General features: G+C 71.2%; 7 protein-coding genes and 1 tRNA gene. 2 read left to right on the forward strand and 6 right to left on the reverse strand.

All coding sequences use genetic code 11. The features are described from left to right. Positions 1–72: 72 nt before the first annotated feature. Both E6P78_RS02280 and E6P78_RS02285 read right to left on the reverse strand, forming a co-directional pair. A complete protein-coding gene (locus tag E6P78_RS02280) occupies positions 73–2,052 on the reverse strand; it encodes a GTPase (RefSeq protein WP_136201798.1) in 1,980 nt (659 codons plus the stop codon). Beyond that, complete coding sequence (locus tag E6P78_RS02285; protein WP_136202031.1) at positions 2,049–3,701, reverse strand: dynamin family protein; 1,653 nt, start codon at positions 3,699–3,701, stop codon at positions 2,049–2,051. Before E6P78_RS02285 ends, E6P78_RS02280 begins: the two co-directional genes overlap by 4 nt. Positions 3,702–4,019: 318 nt before the next feature. Between E6P78_RS02285 and E6P78_RS02290 the strand changes: the two genes are divergently transcribed. After that, a tRNA-Arg gene (locus tag E6P78_RS02290) sits at positions 4,020–4,092 on the forward strand. A 409-nt stretch (positions 4,093–4,501) separates the two neighbouring features. Here the strand turns inward: E6P78_RS02290 and E6P78_RS02295 are convergent. The 4 genes from E6P78_RS02295 to E6P78_RS02310 all read right to left on the reverse strand — a co-directional run bounded on the left by E6P78_RS02295 (position 4,502) and on the right by E6P78_RS02310 (position 14,467). Then, positions 4,502–7,570 carry a DUF3962 domain-containing protein gene (locus E6P78_RS02295; RefSeq protein WP_136201799.1) on the reverse strand — a complete coding sequence of 1,023 codons (3,069 nt, stop codon included), beginning with the start codon at positions 7,568–7,570 and terminating at the stop codon, positions 4,502–4,504. A gap of 82 nt (positions 7,571–7,652) precedes the next feature. Then, a complete protein-coding gene (locus tag E6P78_RS32620; protein WP_168712538.1) occupies positions 7,653–11,414 on the reverse strand; it encodes a ParA family protein in 3,762 nt (1,253 codons plus the stop codon). Next, positions 11,407–12,678, reverse strand: a complete 1,272-nt coding sequence (locus tag E6P78_RS02305) for a hypothetical protein (protein ID WP_168712539.1) — start codon at positions 12,676–12,678, stop codon at positions 11,407–11,409. The genes E6P78_RS32620 and E6P78_RS02305 overlap by 8 nt, the downstream gene beginning before the upstream one ends. Beyond that, entirely contained in the window at positions 12,671–14,467 is a 1,797-nt protein-coding gene (locus tag E6P78_RS02310) for a PD-(D/E)XK nuclease family protein (protein WP_240799009.1), read from the reverse strand. Before E6P78_RS02310 ends, E6P78_RS02305 begins: the two co-directional genes overlap by 8 nt. Before the next feature lie 197 nt (positions 14,468–14,664). Here E6P78_RS02310 and E6P78_RS02315 point away from each other — a divergent pair, with 197 nt between their 5' ends. Further along, positions 14,665–16,230: a serine/threonine-protein kinase gene (locus tag E6P78_RS02315; protein ID WP_240799010.1), complete on the forward strand. Its 1,566-nt coding sequence runs from the start codon at positions 14,665–14,667 to the stop codon at positions 16,228–16,230. Positions 16,231–16,250: the final 20 nt, after the last annotated feature.

A 16,250-nucleotide genomic window follows, 5' to 3' on the forward strand; every position in this document is an offset into this window, starting at 1 on the left:
CGTGACCGCACCGTGCGTCGGTCACTGATCCCATGCTGGAGGGGAGGCGGAAGTCCCGCTGGGGGCTGTGGACTAACGGCCCGTTGTGGAAAACTCCGTCACCGCCACATAGCGCTCGCGCACTTCGCGGTAGCGCACCAGCTCGGCCGAGACCGGGTCTAGCACCCGGGCCCGCCCGCAGGCCGCCGCCGCCTCCCGCAGCCGCCGCTCGGCCTCCTGGCCGTACCGCCGCGCGGGCCCCCTGGCCGCCGCCGCGCACGACCACTCCACCAGCGGGCCGCCGATGATTCCCGCCAGCATCACCAGAGCGGGCGTCAGCAGTCCCGGCTCCAGCACCCCGATGATCTGACCGGCCAGCCACAGGCCGCCGAAGATCTGCAGCAGCGTCATCGCCACCTGCGCCAGCACGGCCGCCGGCCACCAGGCGGGACGCGGCGGCTTCCCGGCCCCGCGCCCACCGCGCGCCTCGGCCCCACCGCGCGCCTCGGCCCCACCGCGCGCCCCCGGCGCCCCATCGGCCTCGCTGCCCAGGGCCTCGGCTCCGGCCCCGTCCGCGTCCCGGCCCTCCGCCGCCCCGGCCCGCCCGGCCAGTTCGTCCAGCGCGTCGGGCAGTCCCCGTGCCCCGTGCACCGCCGCCTCGCGCACCGCCTGCGCCCAGGGTCCGGGCAGCCCGGCGGCGGCGTCGTCGGCCACCGTGCGCACGGCCTGCTCGACCCTCTGACGTGCGGTGAGCCGTTCCTCGGGCGGGGCGGCGAGGGGCGCGCGGTCCCGGCTGCCGGGCTGCCGGGCTGCCTCGTACCAGCGCCACAGCCGCAGCCACGGCGTGCCGCAGGCCCGTCCGGCGTTGCGGCGCCACTCGCGCTCGGCCGCCTGTCCCGCCGCCGCCGCGCCCACGGCCTCCGCGAGCCGGTCGGCGAACTCCTCACGGGCCCGCTCCCCGAGTCCCGGCCGCCCCTCGGCGACGTACACCGGGCGGAGCCTGGCCGCCGCCGCGTCCACGTCGGCGGAGAGCCGCCGGGTGGCCGCCGTGCGGTCCTGGACGAACCGGCCGAGCAGTTCGCGCAGTTCGCCCACCCCGTCGCCGGTCAGCGCGGACAGGGACAGCACGGTCGCCCCCGGATCGCCGTGTTCGCCGACGGCCATGCCGTCCTCGTCCAGCAGCCGGCGCAGGTCGTCCAGGACCTGGTCGGCGGCCTCGCCCGGCAGCCGGTCGATCTGGTTGAGGACGACGAAGGTGACCTCGGCGTGGCCGGCGAGCGGCCGCAGGTAGCGCTCGTGCAGGGCCGCGTCCGCGTACTTCTCCGGGTCCACCACCCAGATCACCGCGTCGACCAGCGCCAGTACCCGGTCCACCTGGTCGCGGTGGCCCCTCGCCGCCGAGTCGTGGTCGGGCAGGTCGACCAGGACCAGGCCCTGAAGCGCCTCGTCGGCCGCCGCGCCGCCCGGCTGCGGCCTGCGCCTCAGCCGCCCGGGAACGGCCAGCCGGTCGAGCAGCCCGGCGGCCCCGTCCGTCCAGGAGCAGGCCAGGGGCTGGGCGGTGGTGGGCCTGCGCAGGCCGGTCTCGGAGAGCTGGGCGCCGGCCAGCGCGTTGAAGAGGGTCGACTTGCCGCTGCCGCTCGCTCCGGCGATGGCGACGACGGTGTGCCGCGAGGACAGCCGCTCCCGGGCGGCCGCCTCGTCCAGCACCCGGCCCGCCTCGGCGAGGGCGGCCCGTTCGAGGCGGGCCCTGGAGAGTCCGACGAGTTCGCGCAGGGCGTCCAGGCGGGGCCGGAGCGGGCTGCCCGTGGGGACGTACGCCTCGACCTGGGGGCGCCCGTCGTCCTCCACTGCTTCCGTGGCGTCCTCGAGGACGGCCTCCTCGCGGGTGGCCCGGGCCCGGCGGGCGATGAGCCCGTCGTCCCAGCCCGCGTCGGCGTCACAGCCCGTGTCGGCGCCACGGCCCGCGTCGGGTCCGGTTGCCTCCCGCGGGTGCCGCGCCGCTTCGGAGCGGCGGCCGCGGCTGCGGTTCCTGCCCCGGCCCTGTCCCGGATTTTCGTCAGTGACGGCAGTCATCGCTGCCACCTCTCCTTCTGCAGTAGGGACAGTGCGGCGATCAGTTCGGCCTGCGGTTCGGGGGCCACGTCGAGGGCGTCCAAGGGTGCGAGCCGCCGGTCGCGTTCGCCGTTCAGCACATGGTCGAGACAGTTGGTGAGCAGCGCGCCGCCCTTGTCGCGCAGCCGCAGCGCGCCCTGCGCCCCGATCCGTTCGGCGAGCTGTTCGCCGGCGGTACGGGCCCGGCGCCCGCCGAGCAGGGCGGCGGCCAGCAGGGCGGCGACGGTCTCGGGGTCCGGGGCGGTGTTGCGCTCCATCAGGCGCAGCTCCTCCTCGGCCAGCTCCTCCAGAATCCGGCGCCACCGTCGTACGGTCATCGCGATCCGGCCCCGGATGTCCTCGGCCGGTCCCCAGCCGCCCTCCTCGCGGCCCGCCGCCTCGAAGGCGAACACCGCCGCGGCCGGCTCCCGCCGCCAGGTGGTGCGGATCTGCTCGTCGGCGGCGGCGACGGCGCACTCCAGGAGCGCGGCCAGGCTCTCCACGAGCGCGTCGAGCACTTCCTCGGGGGTGCTGTACAGCGGGTAGCCGCGCCACCGGGTCCGGGCGTCACCGGCGAGCGCGCCGCCGTTCTTCAGCCTGCGCCGTACCCGGGCGCCCTCCTTCCCGTACGCGTCCTCGACCACGCCCGTCAGCCGCACGGCGGCCGCGTACTGCGCCGCGACGGCCCCGGCGAGCGCGGGCATCCGGACGTCCAGGGAGTCGATGACCCCGGTGGCGGTCCGGCCGACCGCCTGCTGCCGGGCCGCCGGGTCCTGGGCGCGGTGGGTGAGCCAGGCGCGCAGCGGGGCGACGGCGGTGGTGGGCAGCAGTCCGCTGCCGCCGCCCGCCGATTCGGGCAGTTCGGGGATGGTGAAGCGCGGCACCTCGCCGAGACCGGCCTTGGTGAGCAGGGCGCCGTACTGCCGGGAGACCTCGGCGATCACCTGGTGCGGAACCCGGTCCAGGACGGTGACGAGCGAGGCGTTGTACTCCTTGGCCGTACGCAGCAGATGCCAGGGCACGGCGTCGGCGTACCGGGAGGCGGTGGTGACCATGACCCAGATGTCGGCCGCGCAGATCAGTTCGGCGGCCAGGACCCGGTTGCGCACGACGAGGGAGTCGATGTCGGGGGCGTCCAGCAGGGCGAGGCCGCGCGGCAGCCCGGTGGCCGTCTCGACGCGCAGCGCGGTGCCTTCCTCGTCCGCGTTCCCGTCGAGGCCGTCGAGGTCGTCGCACTGGCCGGGGTCGGCGTACTCCTCGGGCGGCAGCCAGACCCGGGTGAGCTGCGGCAGCACCCGTACGCCTGCGAACCAGTGCTGGTCGTCCGGGTGGCAGACCAGGACGGGCGTACGCGTGGTCGGGCGCAGCACCCCCGCCTCGCTGACCCGGCGCCCCACGAGGGAGTTGACGAGCGTCGACTTGCCGGCGCCGGTCGATCCGCCGATGACGGCCAGCAGGGGCGCCTCGGGGTCCTTCAGTCTGGGCAGCAGGTAGTCGTCGAGCTGGGCGAGCAGCTCGATGCGGGTCTGCCTGGCGCGGGGGGCCCCCGGGAGCGGAAGTGGGAGACGCACGGCAGCGACACGGTCGCGCAGGGCGGAAAGTGCGTCGATGAGCTGAGGCCGTACGTCCAAGGTCACCACATGCGAAGAATGCCCAATTTTGGCGCCTTTTTGAAGCGTATAGCCACCTCTGCGCGCCGGTTCCTCCGTCCGGACAGAGGGGATGAGTGGGACGCAGGCATAACGAGTGCACAACACCCGGGGCGTGGGGCGTCAAAAGCGGTGCGTGACTCGCACCTACCTGCGATTATCGTTTCGCTTCACCGAACCTCCACATCGTGCCACGCAGGTGAAGCAACCGGGTCGAGCCATTCGGAGCCCTATCCTTGTCCCGTCAAGGTCACGGACCGCCCGGGTTCCGGGGCTCCAGACCACCGCAGCCACCACCCGGCCCCCGTAGCTCAGTGGATAGAGCAGGTGCCTTCTAAGCACTTGGCCGCAGGTTCGAGTCCTGCCGGGGGCGCACATTTATGCAGGTCAGAGGCCATTTTCAGCCCTCCGCAAGATCACTTGCGGAGGGCTTTTTCGTTGCCCAGAAGGGCGTTTCACCCCAATTTCTTACCTCGTTTTCGCCCCTCCGTCCCACATACGCCCCCCAGATCAGGAGTCTTCCCACGGTGCGGCACCATCGACGGGCAAGTAATGCCTGGTCAGGGCGATTCTGACGGCCCATCGGGGACACACAGGGCGGGCGTCGAAGCGGCACCTGCTCTGTCCGTGATCGCTGACTCAAGCTGCTCCACCTCGGCGCCAACTACCCGACGTGACGCCACCGCCGAACCACGCAAGTCAGGGAGCCTGCGGCTGTGCATCGGCCGCTCCCCCGGAGAAGCGCTTCGTGCCATAGCCCAAGGCCCCGCAAGAGACGAGACTCACCCCTCGTCATCTTCCCCTTCGGGTTCCGTGGTCAGCCCCGCCGCGTCCATGAGGTCCGGGTCCGAATCGTTGTCCGCCGTACCCCCCTGCTCCTGCTCCGCAGTTGGCCCCGCCGTCACTTCTGCTGAATTCTCATCACTCTCCACGAGCATCGGGAGAACGTATGCCTGCGCCAGCCCGGCCAGGTGAAGCGGGAGCGGCAGGGACAGCGCCGCCGCATAGTCAGGTGCCTGGCGCAATTGGTGTACGGCGAGGGCCAGAGCCTCGGCATCGTCCGGCTTCCCCAGGGCGACGGCGCCCGGGGAGTCGTCCGCGTGACAGCCGAGCACCGCAATCTCGAGCAAGGTCGGGTTCCAGGCACTGGTGCCCGCCTGCGAGGTGAGGTTGCCCGCGGCGTTGACCCTGGTGGTCAGGCGGTCGAGGGCGGGCGACACGGCATGGGTACCCGGGCGTTCCGTGGTGCTGTAGAAGATCCGCTCAGTTGCTGGGGCCCCGCCCTGCGACGGGGTGGTCTGGGCCCAGAAGCCGGCCGGCTGGCCGTGCGGCTTACCGGGGTCCGCCAGGCCCCACCACTGCGCGGACTCCCGCCCCCCACATCCTCGGACGCGCACAAGGCGGAGTTCGTCGTCGAGCCGCCCCTTGGGGGCGTGGCCCGTCCGAATCAGATCCCGCTCGATCCGGCCGTCCTGCAGCCACGGCCAGTGCAACCTGCTGTTCTGTGCGTGAGTGATCAGCACGGTGGACTGACCACGGAGTGAGTGCAGTACGCGCTGGAGAAATGCCGCTGTCTCCTTGCGCTGCTGGGCGAGGTTGGCACGCCATTGTTGGCCGGTCACCCGAGGTGCACCAGATTGCGGGCCGTCGCCTTGCGGGTCGGGCTCCGCACATGCCTCGGGATCGATCTCGGCCTGTTTCACCAGGCCAAGGAGGAAGCGCGGATACGGCACCCATTCCCCCGCGGCGTCGTCCCAGCCCCGTACGGCAGCCTGACCTGTGGCGTGCGGCAGCGGGGTGGCCAGGACGGCCACGGGCAGGTGCTTGGGCAGCCGGGTCGGGCCGTCCTTGCGGCGCTTCACCATCCAGACCGCGGCGTACTGAAGCCGGTCGGGCAGGTCGTCGCCGAGGGTGTGCTGCGGCAGTACGCGGACGCCGAGCTGACGCAGCCCATCGAGCCAGGAGCTGTGGGTGCGATGCCCGATGCTGTCCGCATTGTCGATCTGCCGGTCGGTGGACGGGGTCACAACGAACTGGGTCAGTACACCTGCGTCGGCGCACCCCAGTCGAACGGCGAACTTGGGGTCCGTCGTCGACGGGCGGAAGGTGCTGCGGTGAGCGATCTCCACCAGGGCGAGTTCAGGGCGGTCGGGGTCCGCGCCGTCCGCGCGCAGCCATGAGTCCAGGGCTTTGCGGCGCTCGACGATGGCTGCGGAGAAGGCCGCTCCCTTGCCTTTGACGGCTGGGTCGGGCACCAGCCGATCTCCGAGTCCGTCGGCCAGGGGCAGGCACCGCAGCCGCAGGATGAGTTCCTCCGTCTGCCATTCGAGGACGACCGGTGCCCCGGGCCGGGCTTCGTCGAAGTCCCGGTCCGTGATCGCGGCTGCGGAGGCGCCGCCGTCACCGTCAAGACCCAGGGCGTGCGCGAACTGAGCCACTGCTTCCTTGCGTACTTCTGATGACTGCCACAGCAACCGGATCTCGACCAGCGGTGGACCACTGTGGTGCGGGGCCGAGCTGGCGATTCGCGCCTGCGCCGCGAGGTTCGCCCTGCGCGCCTGGGTCTCGCGCAGCAGCTCGGTCTTCTTGGCCTCGTCGGTCCTTGGTTTGGGACGCCTGTTCTCCGGTGCGCCGATGCCCTTGCCGCGCCCCCGCTTCAGATCCGGTACCCGCACCACCGGTCCCGGAAGGGCCTGTTCGGCCCATTCGGTCAGCTGGGCGCGCTGGTTGGGCATGAAACCCGTGCCGATCTCGTGCTTTCCCATCCGGGTGCTGTGCACCACTGCGGCGCGGACCCCTCCCCCCTCGCCGATCCAGGAGCCCGGTTCGGCGAGGAGTTGTTCGGGGGCGGGGAAATTGCCGGCGAGACTGAGTCCGCGCAGGATGCCGGCCGTGTCGTTCTCGGACCAGGTGAAGGTGTCGGCTGCCCGGTCCCGGCGCAGTCGGGCGAGCGCGTAGCGCTCGGTGGCCGGCGCTCCGGGGAGCCATGGGATGGTGGGCCTCAAGTAGACCGTGGTGGCTTCCCGATAGGAGAGGTTGAGGCGTTTGGTGGTGACCCGCGGATGCGTCGCCCATCGTCGTACGCCCCAGTGCAGGTGCAGACGCGGCCTGGCATCGAACGGCGTGGTGTGCAGGGAGATGTTAAGTACGACGGAGAACCACCACTCCTTACGTTTGACCGTCCGGAGCAGGGGCTGCGACATGAGTTCGGCCCCCTGGTCGCGGGGCCCGCGAGGTACAGCCCGAAAGCGCAGCTCTCCTCCTTCGAAGCGGTAGGGGTCGAGGGACAGGATGCGGCGGGCCAACGCATCGGTGGCGAGCTGGAACTGCCGGGGGTCGGGGGCGGCGGTCCCGCCGAGGGTGATGGGGCCGGTGAGCAGGTCGACGCCGGTGACCGGCTGCCACTTTGGCAGGTTCTGCTTGAGGTCGGCGCTGCTCGCAAGCAGCAGTGAACGGAACGCGGGGTCCTGCCCCGCGCACTTGGGACCGAGTGTGCGCAGCCATGAGTCCAGGAGCTGCCGCAGGGAGCGCTCTGGGAGGGGGTCGGTCGCCGAAGCGGGGACGTACATCCAGAAGTCCTCGGCGGTCGGGGAGCGCTGCTCCGGCCCCGGCTCGACGGGGACACGGGGGCGAGGGCGCACGATCACGTCGGGAGCGAGGGTCTGCAGGACGCCGTCGAGCCGGCGCGTGGGCAGGGTCAGCTGCCTCTTCTCCTCGTCGCGCCCGTGGTTGTGCAGTTCGAGAAGGTCCGCGTGCCAGTGTTCGGGAAAGGCGAGGGCGTGGTAGTCCTCGGTCCAGGGCTCGCTGCCCTCGGCGAGGTAATACGCGGATCGGCGGATGTGCTGGTACATGTCCGTTCTCCCTGCGATGTCGTACGTGGTCGGCGGCACGGGATGTCTTCGGCAGCCTTGGCAGCAGCGGCGTCCCGGTGTGTCAGTCGGTGCCGCCCGGCGCGGACGGAGCGCCAAGGCCGCACAGCGCTTCGTACAGCGGCCGGTAGAGCAGCTTGACGAGTTCGATGTCGGCGGGGTCGGGCCCGCCGGCAGTGTTCTCGGTGCTGCTGAAGTACGGGGCAAGAACGTCCCGGAGGCGAACCAGCAGTCCCGGGTCACTGGTACGGGACCGCCTGTTTCTGCCTGCGACGGGTGCCTGTGCCGCGGCCAGCCGCGGTGCGAAGGCGGCGTCGACGAACACGACACGGGCCGGCACACCACCGCGGACAAGGCGGCCGATGACCTGCCAGATGGTGACGAGCTGGTCCCAGACGAAGGACTCCTTCTCGTCCTCGGAGAGCGAGGAGTAGATGTAGGGACGGGACAGGACGTGCCGCCAGACGCGGCGGGCGACGGTGCGGAAGGTGCCGCCTGCCGAGTCGAGACCGTCGGCTTCCGCCACCAGATCATCGAACGTCGCCCCCTCGCTGGGCAGTTGCCCTCGCACGAACCGGCTCGCCCAGTCGTTGATGGCGAACACAGCCAGGGACAGGTCATCGGGGCGGGGGTGGGGGCGGACCAGGAAAAACACCGTTCCGAACGCTGCCACCCTTTCCTCGCCGGGACGCTGCGGGGTGGTGAGGATGTTGTGCCCGCGCTCGACGGCGAGCAGAGGAGCGACGAGCAGTTCGGCGTCCGGGTCCTCAGCGAAAGAGGCGAGGTCACCGCGCCGCACCGCTCCGGTGCTCCGTGTCCGGCTCCCGCCTGGCGCCGTGCCGTCGACCGCGGCTTCGAGCTCCGCGTCGTCGGCGGCCAGGACACGTACCCGGCCGCGCCAGCGCGGGATCTCGTCCAGGGCCGTGGCAGCCACCCCGGCCTCTGCGTAGCTGCCCACCAGAAGCAGGGCGCGCCTGCGGCGCTGGTCGGGGATTTGCGCAAGTTCGCTCTGCAGCGGAGAGGTGGTTCCGTCCCTGCGGGGACGGGCCAGACGGTCGATCATGAGGCGAAGGACGTCCTCGCGTTTGTCAGGGTCCTGCCCGGAGAGGCGGATCGGCTGCCCGGCCGCGTCGTAGAGGAACTCGGTGCGAAACACAGTGTCCCGGATGGACCGCAGCGCCTTGCTCTGCGGTTTCAGGACCGCTCGGACGGGAGCGAGGACATGGGCGCGGGTGGACGTGCCGGCCCAGCTGGTGCCGGACATCAGCAGAACGTGCGGGCCGGCCTCTCCCCGGGCGGGATCGGCGCCGAGCTGGGGAAGGCCGAGGAGCAGTTCGCGGCCCACCCCCGCGCAGCGGAAGAAGCGCAGGGTTCCGGTGCGACGACCGTCCTTGTCGCGGGCGGCCGCACGTTCGTCGATGAGGTACTGGAAGCCGAGGACGTTGCCCATGGGCGCCTCGGGCAGGAGCGGCGCGTAGTCGAGCGGCGGCCGACGGGTCAGTTCGTGGCTCGCCGCGTCGAGCCGCAGCGCCGCCTCCACCTGGGGCCACAGGAAGGTCACCCGGTCCAGACGCTGGTGCAGCGCGGCGAGCACAAGGGTGAACTCCAATCTCCGCGCGTTCAGTTCGCGCCATTCCTCGGTAAGCGGCACCTCCTCGCGCGCCGGGTCCCTGTCCTGACGGACGGTGGACGGCGACCGCTGCGGGGGCCCCGGCGCTCCGACGAGGAAGGAATCGAGGAGCGCGCGGACCCGGGCTCGCGTCCGCTTCTCGTCGAGGGTGTGCAAAACGTCGTGGGCGAGGGCGGTGAGCTCGTCGGCGGGCGTCAGGTAGGGACCCCGCCCGCCGAGCGGATCGTCCCGGAACATGTCGAAGAATCCGGTGATCTCACTGCGGCGGGGCGCCCAGGGCGCCTCCGACTCAGGGAGATCCGTCTCACCCGGGTCGTCCACGCCGTCCCTTTCCCCGTCCTCCTCGTCCTCGTACAGCGCAGTCTCGTCCTCGACGTCCCCCGTCTCCGTGCCATCCGGACGTCGGACGGACCGGCCGGACGTCAGCGGATACCAGGCGTTCAGCAGTTTCTCCTGAAGAGTCCATGCGCTGAAGTAGTCGATCTGTGCCCAGTTCCGCAGCCCCTCGTCGTCGATGAGCATGGCGTACAACCGGTCCGCCGCGGTACCGACGATGTCAAGGGCGGCCGACCACCGCTCCACGTCCTGGTCGGAGAGCGGCAGTCGTCCCTGCCGAGCGAGTTCGGCGATCTCATGGGTCTGCAACTGGTCGAGCCAGGAATCGGAGACACCGGTGGTGACGAGGGTGGCCGACGGCGCGAACATCTGGTCCAGCTGCATCTGTACGCGGTCGGCCTCGTCGACGATCACGATGTCACTGCGCAGACAGGCCAGTTCCAGGTAGCGCAGGCGTTCGGCGTTGAGCTGGCGTGGAACAGCCGTCTGGACGAGGCTGGCGGGGTTCGCCACCCAGATGAGCGCGTCGACGAGGTCGCGCGCGGCAGAGTGCCGGGGGCAGGCGCTCCACAGCGGGCAAGCGTGCGGAGTGCCCCATTCCTCCTCTTCCTCGGCACCGTCTTCGGGAGTCTGCCTGTCGGCAGCGCCGCGGGCGCGTTCGAGTGCGCGCAGGGCGTTCTCGGCCGCCACCTCGTCTCCACCCTCGCCGGCTCCGGCCCTCCTCACGGGGTGCAGGCCGCCGCACGGTGCGTCGTTGTAACGCAGCGGCTCTGATGTGTCGAGTGCGCGCAGCGCGTCCAGGGGGCAGGCGGTGCTGAGGTGTCTAAAGGTCGCGTCAGTATGGGCGAGTAGTGAGTGCGCTCCGCGCGCGGCGAGCCTGCGGTGCAGCCGCTGGGTGTGCTGGGGACGCGTGGTGCCGCCCTGGATCAAGGCGGCGCTCAGACCGAGTCCGCGGAAAAGTTCGGTCAGGGTGAGCTGTTCGGCCACATCACCGACGACGAGTGTGGTGCGCAGGCCATGGTGGTGCGCCCAGACGGCGAGCAGCGTCATCAGGGTTGATTTACCTGCGCCGACCATGCCAACGAGGTGGGTGAGCCGGTTCAGAGGCAGCGCGGACGCCGGCGCAAAGGCGGTCGCGTCGGGGCTACGGGTGTCGAGATCGAGGTCGTCGAGGCGCTGGGCCCAGTTTCCCTCCTTGCGACCGCGCCGCCGTTCCTCCTCGTCCATCCACCGCGCCACGTCGTCGAGTTCGTCGAGTGGGACGTCCAGAGGTCCTGCGGTGGCCGGGCGTCCTGCGGTGAGAGGGTGACCCGGGAACGGGTCCCGTACGAGGTCGGCCGGGATGGTGACGGAGGTGCGCCGGTGGCGGCGGTCCATGAATCGATGCTCGCCCGCCTCCGCCTGATCCATCGGTTTGACGGCGAAGCCCGGCAGGCTCGCCAGTGCCTCGTCGTACACGGCGAAGCGGTCGGCGGCGACCATGGGAGCAACCCGGTATGCCGCCTCCCCCTGTGCCGGGACGCGGTAGGCCCGCAGCCGTTCCGGCAGTTCCAGGTACGTGTTCAGGGACTGCCGCCACATCCGGCCGCGGCGCATCGGCCACAGCAGGTGTCGGGCGGCGGCCAGCGCGGCCTGCTCCGCGGCCCCCACGGGCAGCTTCGCGGCACGTGCGAAGGCGAGGCCGTAGCCGCCCAGCAGTGTCCATGCCCCGTCGGCGGCGTGGCCGGGCGCCACGGTCTCCATCAGACGCAGGGCCAGCTCAACCTGGCAGAGCAGTGCGGGGCGGGTCCTGGCGTGTTCCTCGGGCCAGGGCCCGAGCGCGGCCACGACCGGCTGGTACCAACTGCTGCGGTCACGCATCGTCCGCTCCGTCCTCCTGCCCGGCATCCTCGGCCGGGAGCGTGTTGTCCATGGGGCAGCGTCCGGCGGCCCCTCGGCCGGGCCCCGGCGGTTTGTCCGCTCCACCGCGGAGCGGACAAATGGAGGCGTCCGGCCCTTGCTCACCAGCCAGTCGCAGCCGGGCCGCCCGCACGAATTGGCGATCTGTCAGGAGTCTGAGCCCATCCGCCTGAGCGCCCCGCTCCTTGGCGTAGCTGTCGAGATAGTCGCGGCGTGCGCGGACCCTGAACTCCGGTACGACCCAGCACGCCTCGTCGTAGGGTGGTTCGGCCCGCACCGCGGTCGCGCTGCGGCCGAGGAAGGCGGGATGCGCCCAGTCCTTGACGTCCACGGCCCACACATGACCGTCGGGGAAGATGACTCTCACGTCGTACGAGTCGAAGTTGGGCCACATCTCAACGGTGAGCCCCAGCGCCCGCAGCTCACCCTCCAGGGAAGTCTCCGCCTGCCCCGGCCCGGTGACGAACAGCCGCAGCGGTTTCCGCAGTTGGCGCAACTCTCCGGTCTCAGCCGCAACGAGCGCCCGGCCGTGCGGCGCGGGGCCCCGGTGGCGGCATTGATCCCGCTCGCACCACCACTCGGTGTCGGACACCGGATGCAGCAGGGTCAGGCAACGGTGACAGCACAAATACGAACCGTCGCGCCGGAACCCAGCGGGGACGCGGGCGTAGATCTCCTCGACGAGGAAGCGGACCGGGTCTAGGAAGAGGTCGCAGCTGATCTCGGCCCAGTCGTCCTCCGTGAGTACGGGTCGGGTGACCAAGAGGCGGCGGAAGGCCGTGTACGACTCGGGCGCCGACATCGCACGGCAGACCCGCAGGGCCTCGTAAATGACCATGCGGTCGTACTGTCGCCCGGTGCTGTCACCGTGTCCGCGCACAGAAAGTTCATGGCAGAGCTGGGAGGGTTCTCCCGAGCCCTCGTCGATCAGCCGGTCCGCGGCGTCGAACAGGTCTGCGGGCAGCTGATCGAGAGGCCAGCTGCTGAGCGGCCGGGCGCGGGCCCAGCGGACCATCTCAGGTACGCCGGTCGGAGGCGTGGCTCCGTTGCGCAGGCACTGGAGGGTCAGGGCGTCGAGGGCACGCTGCGCGCCGGCCGGATAGGGCAGGGCGAAGGCGTCGAGGTCGTCGACGGTCGCCAGGTGCAGGACGGCGGTGGCCACGTCCCTCAGCAGAACGACGTCCCGGTTGGACATCCAGTCCGGAGAAGCCTGTTGGTCAGTCATCGGAAGCGACGCCCCCTCTCGGCGCCAGGTCGGCACTAAGCTCGGACTCGTCGGCGGAAGACGACGCATCGGGGCGGTACGGCAACAGATGATCGGTGACGTAGGCGCTGCCGGGACGGCACCAGGTGCGCGCCAGGCATCCGTGGCAGTGGCGCCCGGTCCTCGGTTCGTACGTGGTGTCCTCGATGAGCGGCTGGGCGAGAGAAGCGATGACATCCCGGGCTTCATTTACGATCTCAGCGCGCCCGGGATCGACGCGTTCAAGCCTGCTATCCCCGCGACCCTCGCGCAGGTGCTCCAGCTCGATCCAGGAACGGCGCGGGTCGTCGCCCACGGCCCTCGCGTGCAATAGCAGTACGCCGAGAGCCAGTTGCGGATACGTACGCAGCAGTGAATCCCGCTCCCACAGCGGGCGGGAGGATGTCTTCGTCTCGCGCCAGATCCACCGGCCACGATGGGTGTACACGAGATCGGGTACGGCGAGGACGACGACATCGAGTTCAGGAATGTAGGCCGTAACCCGATGCTGCACGAGGACGCGCTCGTCGGCGCCGAGTCCGTCGAGCGGGCACAGCAGCCGGTGCCCGGCCATCATTCCGGCGGCCGCACGCGCGGACGCCTCGTCCAGACCGTTTTCGGATCGCAGCGCGTCCGGCTCGGGGACCGCACGATCCCGGCAGCCGCGCACCGGCTTTTCACTGTGGAGCGCGTCCAGCCGGGAGTCGACGAACCTGCCACGCCGCGCCCCCTCGTTCTCGCCGGAAAGGTCGTTGAGACGCAGACGCCGCACCAGGTGGTACTGGGCGGGGCATTCCGCGTACAGGCGCAGATCCCAGGCGGAGACGGAACGCCGCTTGCGCGCGACAGACGCGGGCCGCCCTCCCCACAAACTCGGGGCGCGCTTCAGGTCCGTGCAACCGGCGATGGCCTTGCAGTCGACGCAATTCTCCCCGGGCCTGGCACCGGTCGCGGTCGCGGCGGAGAGGAAGGCCGGCACGGCGTCGTCCTCGAACCGCTCCTTCACCTCGGCGGGCCCCTCGCCGAACAAAGGCGGCGCACCGAGCAGCGCTTCCATCACACCGTCGGCGCACCCGACGTCGAAGACGCGCACCAGGGCAGGCGGCCGACTGGTGTCGGACGCCACTGCCGGGGGTTCGTCCCGCACCCTGCGCCGGGGCGTCGGCGCCCCATGGGCCATCACCTGTGCCACGGCTCCGAGTTCGGCGGCGGGGCGGCTGGTCTTGGCCCGGCCCAGCGAGGGCAGCCAGAGGTCGCGCACGGTCCCGTCGGCGGAGGCGTACATGCGGCCCCACAGAGTGTGCTCGTACTGCCGGGCACCGCGCGCGTCGGGTGCGTGCAGTCGGCGGGTGCGCCACGTCCACGGCTGCTTGACCGCCAGGGTGGGCGGCAGCCCTGCTTCCGCGGCGGCGGCCTGCTCCCGGGCGCGGGCCGCGACGTACCGCTCCAGGGCGTGCGCGGTCCATGCGAGATGCACAGGGTGGACCGGGGCACCCCTGCCTCGGAACGGTCCGCGGGTGTTCCGCAGCTCCTCGCGCACCTGCTCGACGGACCGGCCGTCATGCTCCACACGATCGAGCGCCGCAAAAAGCGGGCCGAATCCGAACTCCTCGTACGGCGTGGGCAGGAACGGCACGGCCGGTTCGGCGACGAGCTGGGGCCGCATCGCGATGCGGCGGTGTGTGGGGCAGGCCGCGGCGTCGGGCCGGGCCATCCGGGGACTCGCCTTGATCAGCCAGTCCTCTCCGACTACACCCGGTGGGTTTTGCATGATGACCCCCGTTGCAAGGCGGCAAGGGCAAAGTGGACGTCCAGGATCAAGGGGCCTGGCAGGCTACGAACGGGACCCTGGACGCGATCCAGCATGCCACACATCTGTGAACTGAGTCCATGAAGATCTAATAAGTTAGCCACTTCACGCTAGTCTGTTGTGCCGGATGGTGCGGAAGGACGAAGGGGCGGCGCAACGTGGACGTGGATTCGTACGCGGGGATGTACAGGCCCAGCACGGGTGACCTGATCGACGGGCGCTACGAGTTGAAGGAGTCGCTCGGCAAGGGCGGGATGGCCCACGTCTGGCAGGCCCGCGAGATCTCCACGGACAACGAGGCTTCCGAAGGTCGCACGACGTCAGCGGGTCGCGAGGTCGCGGTGAAGTTCCTACGCCACGACTCTGAGGCCCTGTACGCCCTGGACCCCGAGGAAAGGGAGGCCGAACTCGCCGTCAGAAACGCCCGGTTCCGGCGCGAGGCCACACTTCTGGGCACACTCGACCACCCGGGCATCACGGAGCTGTACGGCAGCGGAACGCACCAGGGCGTGCCCTACATCGCCATGCGGCTGGTGACCGGGGTGAGCCTGCGAACCTTCCTCGACGAGCACACACCGCTGCCACTGGCGACAGCGATCGCGGTCGCCGTGCAGATGGCGAGAGCGCTGGCCTGCGCGCACACGCTGCCTGTCGTGCACCGGGACCTCAAGCCGGCCAACATCATGATCGACGATGAGGGGGCGGTCGTCCTGATCGACTTCGGCATCGCCAAGCCGCTGTGGTCCGACGCCACCCGGTACACGGCGCACGGTTCCACCCTCGGCACCCGCGGCTATCTTGCGCCCGAGCAGCTGCTGGAGCGCGAGCCCACCGCGCGGACGGACGTGTACTGCTTCGGTTGTGTCTTCTACGAACTGCTCACCGGGCGCCCACCGTTCCCGCGAGGCTCGGACTCCGGACTGACCGAAAGGCATCTCTACGAGGAGCCGCTGCCGCCGAGTGTGTACGCTGCGGGCATCCCCGAGGCAATCGACGATCTCGTGCTGCGCATGCTCGCCAAGCAGCCCGGACAGCGACCGCCTGTGGACGAGGTCTTGGCGGTCCTCGAACCACTCGGTCCGCAGCCCGGTGACCCCGGGCCCCGTCCGCGCACCCACCCCGACGCCACGGCGCCGCTTCGCCGGCCCGCTGACCGGGCCGTACGCACACTCCGCGCTCCCGCCGCGTCCCCTGTCCCGTCATTGGCGGAGGGCCAGGCGGAGTGGCTGGACGCCCGCTCGGTGGAACTGCTGTGCGCGCGGGCCGAGTCAGAGATCGCCACCCGCGAACCCGGTGACGCGATCGATCGTCTGAGTGCGCTGACGGAACGGGTGCGCGGGGAGTGGGGAGCGCGCCGCCCGCTGGTGCGCCGCGTGTGGCGGGGAGCGGCGGACGGGCTCCGCCTGGCCGGGGACTTCGGCTCCGCGGCACGTCTCTACGAAGGGATCGACGACGCGCTCCTGCACGGCGACGGTCCGGCCGAGCGGACGGAGCGCGCGGTGATCCGGCTGCGGCTGGCCGAATGCCGACTCGTCTTCGGTGAATTGGAGGTCGCCGTCGCCGCGGTCGACGCCGCGGGCCGCACGGCTGCGGGCCTGCCTCACGAGCACGCCGTACAGGTCGAGTCCGTACGATGTGAGGTCGACGCACAGCTCTCAGCACGGCTCGCGGACGCGGACGATCATGGCGCCTCGCAGGTCCGGACGGACGGCGAGGCGCCGTGACACGCACCGCCTCCTCGCAC

Origin of the sequence: Streptomyces sp. A0958 (assembly GCF_004795035.1) — a bacterium.
Classification (GTDB): domain Bacteria; phylum Actinomycetota; class Actinomycetes; order Streptomycetales; family Streptomycetaceae; genus Streptomyces.

Excerpts from the sequence above, each read along its gene's own strand:
- E6P78_RS32620 (WP_168712538.1), bottom strand. The coding sequence starts at position 11,414 with ATGCGTGACCGCAGCAGTTGGTACCAGCCGGTCGTGGCCGCGCTCGGG.
- E6P78_RS02310 (WP_240799009.1), bottom strand. The coding sequence starts at position 14,467 with ATGCAAAACCCACCGGGTGTAGTCGGAGAGGACTGGCTGATCAAGGCG.
- E6P78_RS02280 (WP_136201798.1), bottom strand. The coding sequence starts at position 2,052 with ATGACTGCCGTCACTGACGAAAATCCGGGACAGGGCCGGGGCAGGAAC.
- E6P78_RS02305 (WP_168712539.1), bottom strand. The coding sequence starts at position 12,678 with ATGACTGACCAACAGGCTTCTCCGGACTGGATGTCCAACCGGGACGTC.
- E6P78_RS02295 (WP_136201799.1), bottom strand. The coding sequence starts at position 7,570 with ATGTACCAGCACATCCGCCGATCCGCGTATTACCTCGCCGAGGGCAGC.